The organism is Actinomadura kijaniata NBRC 14229 (genome assembly GCF_001552175.1).
Taxonomy (GTDB): Bacteria; Actinomycetota; Actinomycetes; order Streptosporangiales; family Streptosporangiaceae; genus Spirillospora; species Spirillospora kijaniata.
Window position 1 is genome coordinate 1 of record NZ_BCQR01000260.1, and the last position, 10527, is coordinate 10527.

General features: G+C 71.5%; 12 protein-coding genes. 5 read left to right on the top strand and 7 right to left on the bottom strand.

From position 1 onward, the window contains the following. Nucleotides 1-250: 250 nt before the first annotated feature. From AKI01S_RS46535 to hppD, 4 genes are all read right to left on the bottom strand, one after another. A complete protein-coding gene (locus AKI01S_RS46535) occupies nt 251-1756 on the bottom strand; it encodes a M1 family metallopeptidase (RefSeq protein ID WP_067832937.1) in 1506 nt (501 codons plus the stop codon). An 82-nt stretch (nt 1757-1838) separates the two neighbouring features. Further along, nucleotides 1839-2546 carry an RDD family protein gene (locus tag AKI01S_RS46540; RefSeq protein WP_084000925.1) on the bottom strand — a complete coding sequence of 236 codons (708 nt, stop codon included), beginning with the start codon at nt 2544-2546 and terminating at the stop codon, nt 1839-1841. 96 nt (nt 2547-2642) lie between these two features. Then, nucleotides 2643-3107 (bottom strand): DUF4190 domain-containing protein, encoded by a 465-nt coding sequence (locus tag AKI01S_RS46545; RefSeq protein ID WP_084000926.1) that lies wholly within the window; start codon nt 3105-3107, stop codon nt 2643-2645. A 144-nt stretch (nt 3108-3251) separates the two neighbouring features. After that, a complete protein-coding gene (gene hppD / locus AKI01S_RS46550; RefSeq protein WP_174567479.1) occupies nt 3252-4343 on the bottom strand; it encodes a 4-hydroxyphenylpyruvate dioxygenase in 1092 nt (363 codons plus the stop codon). Between the two features lie 72 nt (nt 4344-4415). Here hppD and AKI01S_RS46555 point away from each other — a divergent pair, with 72 nt between their 5' ends. After that, nucleotides 4416-4961 (top strand): Lrp/AsnC family transcriptional regulator, encoded by a 546-nt coding sequence (locus AKI01S_RS46555; RefSeq protein ID WP_067832946.1) that lies wholly within the window; start codon nt 4416-4418, stop codon nt 4959-4961. A 268-nt stretch (nt 4962-5229) separates the two neighbouring features. Here AKI01S_RS46555 and greA read toward each other — a convergent pair whose 3' ends face one another. Both greA and AKI01S_RS46565 read right to left on the bottom strand, forming a co-directional pair. After that, a complete protein-coding gene (gene greA / locus AKI01S_RS46560; protein WP_067832949.1) occupies nt 5230-5730 on the bottom strand; it encodes a transcription elongation factor GreA in 501 nt (166 codons plus the stop codon). A 195-nt stretch (nt 5731-5925) separates the two neighbouring features. Next, nucleotides 5926-6330: a DUF4307 domain-containing protein gene (locus AKI01S_RS46565; protein WP_067832952.1), complete on the bottom strand. Its 405-nt coding sequence runs from the start codon at nt 6328-6330 to the stop codon at nt 5926-5928. 205 nt (nt 6331-6535) lie between these two features. Here AKI01S_RS46565 and mca point away from each other — a divergent pair, with 205 nt between their 5' ends. Genes mca through AKI01S_RS46580 form a run of 3 tightly spaced genes read left to right on the top strand, consistent with a single transcriptional unit; the run spans nt 6536 to nt 8916 of the window. Continuing rightward, nucleotides 6536-7390 carry a mycothiol conjugate amidase Mca gene (mca, locus tag AKI01S_RS46570; RefSeq protein WP_067832961.1) on the top strand — a complete coding sequence of 285 codons (855 nt, stop codon included), beginning with the start codon at nt 6536-6538 and terminating at the stop codon, nt 7388-7390. Further along, nucleotides 7390-7668 (top strand): hypothetical protein, encoded by a 279-nt coding sequence (locus AKI01S_RS46575; protein WP_067832954.1) that lies wholly within the window; start codon nt 7390-7392, stop codon nt 7666-7668. Before mca ends, AKI01S_RS46575 begins: the two co-directional genes overlap by 1 nt. Before the next feature lie 15 nt (nt 7669-7683). After that, nucleotides 7684-8916 carry a low temperature requirement protein A gene (locus AKI01S_RS46580; protein ID WP_157420658.1) on the top strand — a complete coding sequence of 411 codons (1233 nt, stop codon included), beginning with the start codon at nt 7684-7686 and terminating at the stop codon, nt 8914-8916. A 172-nt stretch (nt 8917-9088) separates the two neighbouring features. Here AKI01S_RS46580 and AKI01S_RS46585 read toward each other — a convergent pair whose 3' ends face one another. Beyond that, complete coding sequence (locus AKI01S_RS46585) at nt 9089-9565, bottom strand: pyridoxamine 5'-phosphate oxidase family protein (RefSeq protein WP_067832958.1); 477 nt, start codon at nt 9563-9565, stop codon at nt 9089-9091. Between the two features lie 85 nt (nt 9566-9650). Here AKI01S_RS46585 and AKI01S_RS46590 point away from each other — a divergent pair. After that, nucleotides 9651-10527 (top strand): ribonuclease Z (locus tag AKI01S_RS46590; protein WP_067832967.1); only part of this gene is annotated, 877 nt, incomplete at its 3' end.

Genomic DNA, 10527 nt, shown 5'->3' on the forward strand with positions numbered 1-10527 from the left:
CAGGGGCTCCGGGTGGGGGTCGTCCGCGCGGGCCGCTCCCGAGGCCGCCGCGGCGCCGCTCGCCGTCACCAGCAGGGCCGCGGCGGTCGCCGCGGCGGTCACACGCGCGTTCGCACGTCCATGGGGCCCGCTCACCCGCTCCACCCTGCCGGGCGGGCCCGCCCGGCGCCGCCTCACCCGCCCGGCCTTTTCCCTCCCCTTGCCCGTCGTTCACCCCCGCACGACCAGCGGCGTCGACGTCGGGCCGGGGTCAGAGCGCCGGGCGGCCCCGGTCGAACAGCCACGCCTTGAAGAACGCGTCGAGCTGCTGCCCGGAGACCCGCTCGGCGACCTCGACGAACTGCGGCGTGGTGCCGGTGCCGTGGCGGCGCTCCCGCGCCCAGGTCCGCAGGATGTCGAAGAACTTCGCGTCGCCGACCTTCTTGCGCAGCATGTGCAGCGTCATGCCGCCGCGCTCGTAGACCGAGGAGCCGAACATCTCGTTCCGGCCGGGGTTGCCCGGCGGGACGTTCCACAGATCCGTGTTGCCCGGGTCCTGGTAGCGCTCGTCGAACTGCTGCTGCACGGTCCGCAGGCCGATCCGCTCGCCCCAGATCCACTCGGCGTAGGTGGCGAAGCCCTCGTTGAGCCAGATGTCCTGCCAGCGGCTCACGCTGACGCTGTCGCCGAACCACTGGTGCGCCAGCTCGTGCGCGATGATCGTATGGTCCGCGCCGAACGCCCCGTAGACCGGGCGGGTCTGGGTCTCCAGCGCGAAGTTGACGGCGGCGTTGTCGACCAGCCCGCCGGTGGAGCCGAACGGGTAGGGCCCGAACAGCTTGGCCAGCTCCTCGGTGACCCGGGTGTTCCGGTCGTGGAACTCCGCCAGCGACACGCTCGGGAGCGCGGGGTCGACGGCGCTCAGCACCGGGACGCCGCTGGGCGTGCGGCCGGTGCGGATCGCGAACCTGCCGACGTTCACGGTCGCCAGGTACGTCGCCATCGGCTCCCGGACGCGCCAGGTCGTCGTGGTGGACCTCCGCTGGGAGGCGGGGACGACACCGGGCGTGCCCGTCGTCGGCGCCGGTGTTGTTGTCGGTGTCGGACGCCCCGGCTCCTGGCCCTGCGGCATCCGGTCGGGCAGCCCGTTGGCGATGGCGGTCAGCCCGTCCGGAACGGTGATCTCGAAGTCGAAGGTGGCCTTGTCGCTGGGGTGGTCGTTGCTCGGGAACCAGGTGTGCGCCCCGCTGGGCTGGCACGCCACGAACACCCCGTCGGAGGTGCGGACCCAGCCGTAGGTGCCCAGCTGGGGGTCGTTGATGGTCTTGGGCCTGCCGGAGTAGCGGACGACGGTGGTGAACGTCGCGCCCCGCTCCAGCGGCCGCTCGGGCGTGACGACGAGCTCCTCACCGTCGTGCCGCTGCTGCGCCGCCCGGCCGTCCACGGTCACGGAGGAGACGTTCAGGTCGGCCAGGTCGAGATCGAACCGGGACAGCGGCTGGGTGGCCCGGGCGGTGATCTCGGCGGTGCCGTCGAGCTCCCGGGCGTCCCGGGGGGTGATGGCCAGCTTCAGCCGGTAGTGCTGGACGTCGTAGCCGCCGTTGCCGTCGCCGGGGACGTAGGGGTCGCCGGCGCTGTCGGCCCCGGTGGGGCCCGGTGTGGGCCCGCCGTCGCCGTCGCCGGAGAGGGCCTGGCAGGCGCCCAGCGCCCCCACGAGGGAGAACGCCGCCAGGGCGCGGCTCAGCGGGAACGGGGGACGAGGGGACTTTCCGGCCATATGCACATGACCAGCCTGCCCGTGACAGGCAGGCCGGACAACTCCGATCCGACGTAGTGGTGTCTACGAGAGGTTGCGGGGTTCAGCGGTTCCGATAGGGATCGGGCCCGCCCGGGACCGCGTCCACCACGACGGTGTGCGCGACCTTGTCGTGCAGGGTCTGCTTGCGCGGGTCCCACAGGATCCACAGGGCGTCCAGCAGGGAGCCGATGCCGCACGGCAGGGACAGCAGGATCTGGACGCCGTACCGCCAGGCGGACGTTCCGGAGGAGATCGCCCCGCCGTCCGCCTCCCGCACCACCCGGGTCTTCAGCAGCATCTTGCCGAGCGTCTGCCCGAACCTGGCGTGCATCAGCCAGTAGTAGAGGAAGCCGAACGCGATGGTGAGCAGGTTGACCAGCACGCCGGTGCCGTTCCAGATGTAGCGGAACTGGTTGCCGGCCGTCTCGAGCCGGACGGGGTCGGGGAACGGCACCAGGAGGATGTTGTAGAGGACGCCGAGGAGGAGTGAGTCGACGATCGCCGCGCCGAGCCGCCGCCACCGGCTGGCGAGCGCCGGCCCCGGATGCGGCTGGCCGTAGCCGGGACCGCCGGGGGCGGGCATGCCCCATCCGGGGTCCTGGGCTCCGTAGGGGGACTGGCCCCCGTAGGGTTCCTGGCCGCCATAGGCCCCCTGGTAGGGCGGCGGCTGCTGCTGTTTGTCGAACGAGGGGCCCGCGCCACCGGGCGGCTGCCATGACTGGTTCTCGGGCTGCTCTCCGGGGCCGGGTCCCTGCGGCGGTTGCGTCATGCCGTCAGAGTGGACCTCCGGGAGCCCCTCCAAACATGATCTGCGGAACGGAGATCGTTTCTTTGCCACAACCGGCCAACGACGGATCCGGGGCGGCTACGGCGTGTAGGAGGGGTCGTAGTCGTTGGAGGCGCCGATCACGCCCGCGACGAACAGCAGAATGAGCAGGACCCAGGCGACGATGCCCAGGTATCCCGTCACCAGCCCGGCGATGGCCAGACCCCGCCCGCCCTCGCCGGTCCGCTTGATGCGGCCGAGCGACATGTGCCCCGTCACGACGGCCACGAACGAGAGCAGGCCGCACATCACCAGCCCGATGATCCCGGTGGCGATACTGGCGATGGCCAGGCCGTTGGTCCGCCCGGGGCCTCCCATGGGCTGCTGCCCGTATCCGCCGTAGTCCCCGGCGTACTGGCCGTAGGGCTGTTCCTTGTAGACGGGTTGCTCGTAGGGCGGTTGCCCGTAGGGGGACTGTCCGTACGGCGGCTGCCAGGGCGTGTTCGGCGGGCGGTTCTGCGGGTCGTCCGGCCCGTGGGCGGGGCCCGACGGAGGTTGCGTCATACCGACAGGATCGGCCCGCCGCCCCGGGTGCGAACCCCGCGCGCCACCGTTTTGACCAGGATTTTCACCATCTCCGGAGCGGGGTTGCCGGAGGGCGCGGGGGAGGTGGCCGCGCCCTCCGGCACCGGACTCACGGCAGCCTGGTCACAGGTTGCCGCGACGGGCCTGCTCGCGCTCGATGGCCTCGAACAGCGCCTTGAAGTTGCCCTTGCCGAAGCCCAGCGAGCCGTGCCGCTCGATCAGCTCGAAGAACACGGTGGGACGGTCCTGCACCGGCTTGGTGAAGATCTGGAGCAGGTAGCCGTCCTCGTCCCGGTCGACCAGGATGCGGCGCTTCTGGAGCTCCTCGATCGGGGCGCGGACCTCGCCGATCCGGGCGCGCAGCTCGGGGTCCTCGTAGTAGGAGTCGGGGGTGTCCAGGAACTCCACGCCCGCAGCGCGCATCCGGTCCACCGCGGACAGGATGTCGTTGGTGGCCAGCGCGACGTGCTGCACGCCGGGGCCGCCGTAGAACTCCAGGTACTCCTCGATCTGCGACTTGTGCCTGCTCTCGGCGGGCTCGTTCAGCGGGAACTTCACCTTGCGGGTCCCGTCGGCGACGACCTTGGACATCAGCGCCGAGTACTCGGTGGCGATGTCGTCGCCGATGAACTCCGCCATGTCGGTGAAGCCCATGACGCGGTGGTAGAACTCGACCCACTCGTCCATGCGCTCGACGTTGCCGACGCAGTGGTCGATCGCCTGGAAGAACCGCTTCTCCGGCGGCGCCACGATCGGGTCGGCCGCCTCGAAGCCCGGCAGGTAGGGCCCGTCGTAGTTGGAGCGGTCGATCAGCGAGTGGCGGGTCTCGCCGTAGGTGGCGATCGCGGCGATCACGACCTTGCCGTGCTCGTCCTCCAGCACGTGCGGCTCCTCAAGGCCCTTGGCCCCCTTGGCCAGCGCGTGCTTGTAGGCGGCCTCCACGTCCGGCACCTGGATGGCCAGGTCGACGACCCCGTCGCCGTGCTCGGCGACGTGCCGTCCGAGGTCGGTCCCCGCCCGCACCGGGCCGCGGAACACGAAGCGGGCGCCGCCCGACTCCAGCACGTGCACGGCCTCGTCGGGGGAGCCGTTCTCCGGCCCGCGGTAGGCCACCCGGCGCATCCCGAAAGCGGTCGAGTAGTAGTGCGCTGCCTGCTTGGCGTTGCCGACGACGAAGACGACGGCGTCCATGCCCTTGACCGGAAACTCATCCATGTCCCCCATCTCGACATGCGGACGCCAGGTTGTGCAAGAGTGGTCCAAATCACTGGGCAATCTGCATAGTCAATGCCCGGACGTAACCGACTTTCTGTACAGGATGACCACGGTGCGAGGTGGGTCACAGTGATCGACGTTCTGGACGGCCGGCTGATCGAGCTGTTCACCGCCGAGCCCCGCATCGGCGTGCTGGAGGCGTCCCGCCGCCTGGGGGTGGCGCGCGGCACGGTCCAGGCCCGGCTGGACCGGCTGACCAGGCAGGGGGTGATCCGGGGGTTCGGCCCGGAGATCGACCCGGCGGCCCTGGGCTACACGGTGACGGCGTTCGTCACCCTCCAGATCCGCCAGGTGGGCGGCCACGACCCGGTCGCCGAGCGGCTGGCGGCGGTCCCCGAGGTCCTGGAGGCCCACACGATCACGGGCACCGGCGACCTGTTCCTGCGCGTGGTGGCCCGCAGCAACCAGGACCTGCAACGTGTGATCGACATGATCGTGGAGGTGCGGGGGGTGGAACGGGCCTCCTCGGTGATCGCCCTGGCCACCCCGATCCAGGCCAGAACGCTGCCCCTGGTCCGGGCGACCGCCGCGCTCTCCCGCACCGAACCCGCCCCCTGAGCCCCGGGCACGCCGAAGGCCCGCCGTTCCGGGGAACGACGGGCCCTGAAGATCACCACGGGCGCGGATGGAGCAGACGGATGTCTGTTGTTCTCGGCCTTTTCAACGGCCCCGACCTCGCACGCGAGCGCGTCCGGAGGCTGAGGCAGGGGGCTGAAGCCGAAGGCGAGACCCCCTGCGGAAGATCGCGAAGCGATGCAGCGCTCGCCCGCTTTTCGGTCGGTTCCCGAGCCCCCGGCGAGGGGTTCGGGCCGAAAGGCCAATAAGTTCAGCCGCCGACGTAGGGGGTGGCGTCGAGGACCTCGACGGTCATGCTGCGGCCGTTGGGCAGCGAGTAGGTGGCCTTCTCGCCGACCTTCTTGCCGTTGATGGCCGCGCCCAGCGGGGACTTGGGGGAGTAGACGTCGATGGGGGCGCCGCTCTCCTCGCGGGAGGCGAGCAGGAACGTGACCTCCTCGTCGTCACCCTCGAACGCGATGGTGACGGTCATGCCGGGACCGACGACGCCCTCGGTGCGGGGAGCCTCGCCGACGCGGGCGTTCTCGAGGATGCTCTGGAGCTGGATGATCCGACCCTCGATCTTGCCCTGCTCCTCCTTGGCCGCGTGGTAGCCGCCGTTCTCCCGCAGGTCACCCTCTTCCCGGGCAGCCTCGATCTTCGCGGCGATCTCGCGGCGGCCCCGGTCCGACAGGTAGTCCAGCTCGTTCTTGAGCCGGTCGTACGCCTCCTGGGTCAGCCAGGTGACGTTGTCAGCGCGGGTCTCGGTCACGGGTACTCCTCATCCACATGGTGCGATCATCGTCCACCCGGGCGGGTGAACTACACATCGACATGAAGTGCGGCCGGGTGAAACCTCTAGCCTATCCGGTGTGTGCGGGTAAAGGTTCCCTGAACCGGCGCCCCGCAATCGGCCAATTGGACCCCGGCTTCACCAGGGGTTTCGCGCTCCGCGGACAGTGGGGGATCACCCACGGTCCGCCACCCGGCAGTCCTTGACCCGGGCCCCGGTGGCGCGCCGGGGGGTGGTCAGCGTCTCGGTCGCGCTCAGTCCCGAGCGGCCCGCCGGAACGGTGACGTCGTGCGACGCCAGGATCACGAACTTCTCGTCGTAGGCGTCCACGACGCACCGCACCGTCTCGTCCCTGGGCTTGGCGATCTGGTAGGTGATCGTCACGGTACGGTCGTCCCGGACGTCCCAGGCGATGGTCTGCGACTGGATCCCCGGCGTCTGGCCGACGTTCGCCATGATGACCGCCCAGCCGCCGGCCAGCACGGCGGCGAAGCCACCGATGACGATCCAGCCGAGCACGCCCAGCCCGCGTGCGGGGCGGTGGTCGGTGGCCGGGGCTTCCGGGGCGCTCGTGTCCATGCGGGAATCTCCGTGCGGGGTGCGACGTTGTCAGGGACAATTCTCGTCTGTCCTGGCGGGTGCTCCGCACCGGGGTGCCCCGGCCGGGACCAGAGCGTGCCAGCAGTCCACTGCCGAGAGGGAGATCCGCACCGTGTCCGACCTCGTGTCCGACCACGTCGACGCGCCCGAATCCGTTGACCCGACCGGGCCGCGACTGCGGCTGATGGCGGTGCACGCCCACCCCGACGACGAGTCCAGCAAGGGCGCGGCGACCATGGCCCGGTACGTGGCCGAGGGGGTCGAGGTGCTGGTCGTCACCTGCACCGGCGGGGAGCGCGGCGACATCCTCAACCCGGCGATGGACCGTCCGGAGGTCAAGGCCGACATCGGCAAGGTCCGCGAGCAGGAGATGGCGCGGGCCCGGGCGATCCTGGGCGTCCAGCAGCGCTGGCTGGGGTTCGTGGACTCGGGGTTCCCCGAGGGCGACCCGCTGCCGCCGCTGCCGGAGGGCTGCTTCGCGCTGGAGCCGCTGGAGAAGGCCGCCGAGCCGCTGGTGGCGGCGGTCCGCGAGTTCCGCCCGCACGTGATGCTGACCTACGACGAGAACGGCGGCTACCCGCACCCCGACCACATCAAGTGCCACGAGGTGTCGGTGGAGGCGTTCGAGGCGGCCGGCGACCCGGACCGCTACCCGGGCGCGGGCGAGCCCTGGCAGCCGCTGAAGCTCTACTACCACATGACGTTCACCAAGGACCGCATCGTGGCGCTGGACGCGGCGATGAAGGCCGCGGGCCTGGAGTCGCCGTACGCCGACTGGCTCAAGCGGTTCGACGACCAGCCGCCGAGGTGGGAGGTCACCACGCGCGTCCCGTGCGCCGACCACTTCGAGACCCGCGACCAGGCGCTGCTGGCGCACGCGACCCAGATCGACCCCAACGGGTTCTGGTTCGCGGTCCCGCTGGACGTCCAGCGAGAGGCATGGCCGACCGAGGACTACCATTTGGCCAGGTCCCTGGTCGACACCGAGTTGCCGGAGGACGACCTGTTCGCCGGTGTCCGGGAGAAGGTGTCTCTGTAGTGCTTCCGCTCAACGTTCCGCTCGCCGACTATCCGCTCAACAACGACACGGTCTCGCCCGGCTTCCTCGGCTTCGGGGTGTTCCTGGCGCTCGCCGCGGCGACGTACCTCCTCATCCGCTCGATGAACAAGCAGATGCGGAAGATCCAGGCGCCGCACGAGGCCGACCTGAAGCAGCAGGAGTGGGAGGCGGCCCAGACGAAGAAGAGGTCCGCCCCCGCCGGGAAGGCCGCCGCCACCGGGAAGGCCTCCTCCGCCGACAAGCCCGACGGCGCCTGAGAGCCCGGCCCTGCGTTGACTCCCCCCTCTCCGCGGGCCCCCGGCTCGTCCCTGCTGCGCGTGCGCGGCGGGGCGGGCGCCCGGGTGGGCTTCTTCGAGCTGTTCTTCGACCTGGTCTTCGTCTTCGCCGTGACCCAGCTGTCGCACCGGCTGCTGGAGCACCTCACCGTCCGCGGCGCCGCCGAGGCCCTGCTGCTCCTGCTGGCGCTGTGGTGGGCGTGGATGTACACGTCCTGGACGACCAACTGGTTCGATCCCGAGCACCCCGCCGTGCGGATCATGCTGGCGGGGATGATGCTCGCCGGGCTGTTCACGGCGGCGATGCTGCCCAAGGCGTTCGAGGACCGGGCGCTGTGGTTCGTGGCCGGCTACCTGGCCGTCCAGCTCGGCCGGACGCTGTTCGTGGTCGCCGCGACGTGGCGGCACGAACTGGCCCGCAACTTCCAGCGCGTGCTGTTCTGGATGCTGGTGGCGGCCGTGCCGTGGATCGCCGGGGCGCTGGCCGACGACACCGCCGCGCGGGCGGCCCTGTGGACGCTGGCGGTGGCGATCGAGTACACCGCCCCGTCGCACGGGTACGCCACGCCGCTGCTGGGCCGCTCCCGGACCTCCGACTGGAACATCGACGGCGGCCACATGGCCGAACGCTGCCAGCTGTTCGTCATCATCGCGCTGGGCGAGTCGCTGCTGATCACCGGCGCGACGTTCGCGAAGCTGGACCCGACGGCGACGACCGTCGCGGCGTTCGCGTCGGCGCTGGTGGGAGCGGTGGCGCTGTGGTGGATCTACTTCAACCGGACCGCCGAGGCCGCCGCCGAGCACATCGCCGCCTCCGACGACCCCGGACGGATCGGCCGGGACGCCTACACCTACGTCCACATCGTCATGGTCGCCGGGATCATCGTGGCGGCCGTCGCGGACGAACTGCTGATCGCCCACCCCGACGGGCACGTGGAGTGGGGTTTCGTGGCGACGGCGGTGGGCGGCCCGGCGCTGTTCGTGGCGGGGCACGCGCTGTTCAAGCGGGTGGTGTTCGGGCACTTCACGACGGCCCGGCTGGTGGCGCTGGCCGTGCTGGCCGCGCTGGCGGCGGCCGCTCCGCTGCTGACGCCGCTGGTGCTGCACGTGGCGGCGACCGGCGTGGTGGTCGGGCTGGCGGTGTGGGACACGCTGTCCTACCGGCGCGCCGTCGCGGAGGGGCACGCGCCCGTTCCGGAGCCGCTCGCCCCGCTCCCCGGGGAGGCATGACGCGTCCGGGCTGAGGCCCGCCGCCGTTCTCGGCCCGTTCCGACCGTGAGGTCGGAGCGGGCCTTCTCGCGTCCAGAGTGGTCCTCCGCCCGCCGTGAGTCGGGCGGCGGCCGGCCGAACGCCAGGAGCGCCGGGCGGCCCAGGGCGGGTTCTGGGCCGGGCGCTCCGGGCGCTACGCCTTGCGGTGGTCCCAGCTCACCACCCGGTCCGGCTCCATCACGACGAGCACGCGCTTGGCCATGGCCTGCCGCACGCCCTCGGCGAACCCGGGATCGACGGGGTCGCCGAGGGCGGGCACCGGCAGGCCCGCGATCCGCGACCCGACGACCACGCCGACCTTCAGCAGCTCGTCGGGGTCCTCGATCACCGCGCCCTTGCCGTAGAGGGACACCCCGCGCAGCTCGTCGTACTCGACGCCGTCCTCGACCAGGCATGTCATGACGGGGTTGCGGCGCAGGTTCAGCACCTTCTGCGACGACCGGTACGTCGTGAACGCGATCTTCCCGTCGTACAGCGCGTAGAACATCGTCACCAGGTGGGGTTCCCCGCCGGGGTTCACCGTGGCGACCTGGACCTTGAAGCTCTCCGCCAGGAAGGCGTCGACCTCCTCGGGCGTCATCTGGATCCTGTCGCGCTTGCCGCCTGCCATGCCTGCTCCTCGCGGGCCGGGGGTCCGGGACGCGGCCAGGATAATCAATCCCTTATTCGGGTCCCCGGGCGGCACCATGGGAACCATGTCCGCACGCGATCTTCTCGTCCTCGGGTCCGCCAGCGCCGTCCCGACCCGGAACCGCAACCACAACGGTTACCTGCTCCGGTTCGACGGCCACGGCCTGCTGTTCGACCCGGGCGAGGGAACGCAGCGGCAGATGGCGCTGGCCGGGGCCGCCGCCCACGACCTCACCTGGATCTGCGTGACCCACTTCCACGGCGACCACTGCCTCGGCGTCCCCGGGATCGTGCAGCGCATCGCCCGCGACGGCGTCGCGCACCGGGTGGACGCGGCGTTCCCCGCGAGCGGCCGGGTCTACTGGGACCGGCTGCGGCACGCCACCGCGTTCCACGACACCTCCGTCATCCGCGAGCAGCCGGTCGCGGGCGAGGCGGCGGAGCTGGACACCGGGGACGCGCCGTTCACCCTGACCGCGCGGCGGCTGTCGCACCCGGTGGAGGCGTACGGGTACCGGCTGGCCGAGCCGGACGGGGTGACGATGCTGCCGCGCGAGCTGGCCGCGCGCGGCGTGCGCGGGCCGCTGGTGCGGAGGTTGCAGGTCGAGGGGCGGGTCACCGCCCCGGACGGCCGCACGGTCACCCTCGCCGAGTGCAGCGTGCGGCGGCCGGGGCAGAAGGTCGCGTTCGTCATGGACACGCGGCTGTGCGACGGCGTGTACGCGCTGGCCGACGGCGTGGACATGCTGGTGATCGAGTCGACGTTCCTGGACGAGGACGCCGCGCTGGCCCGCGACTACGGCCACCTGACCGCCGGGCAGGCCGGGAAGGTCGCGGCCGGGTGCGGGGTGCGGCTGCTGGTGCTGACGCACTTCTCCGAGCGCTACCGCGTCGAGGACGAGCCGCGGTTCGTGGAGCAGGCGGCGGCCGCCTACGGCGGGG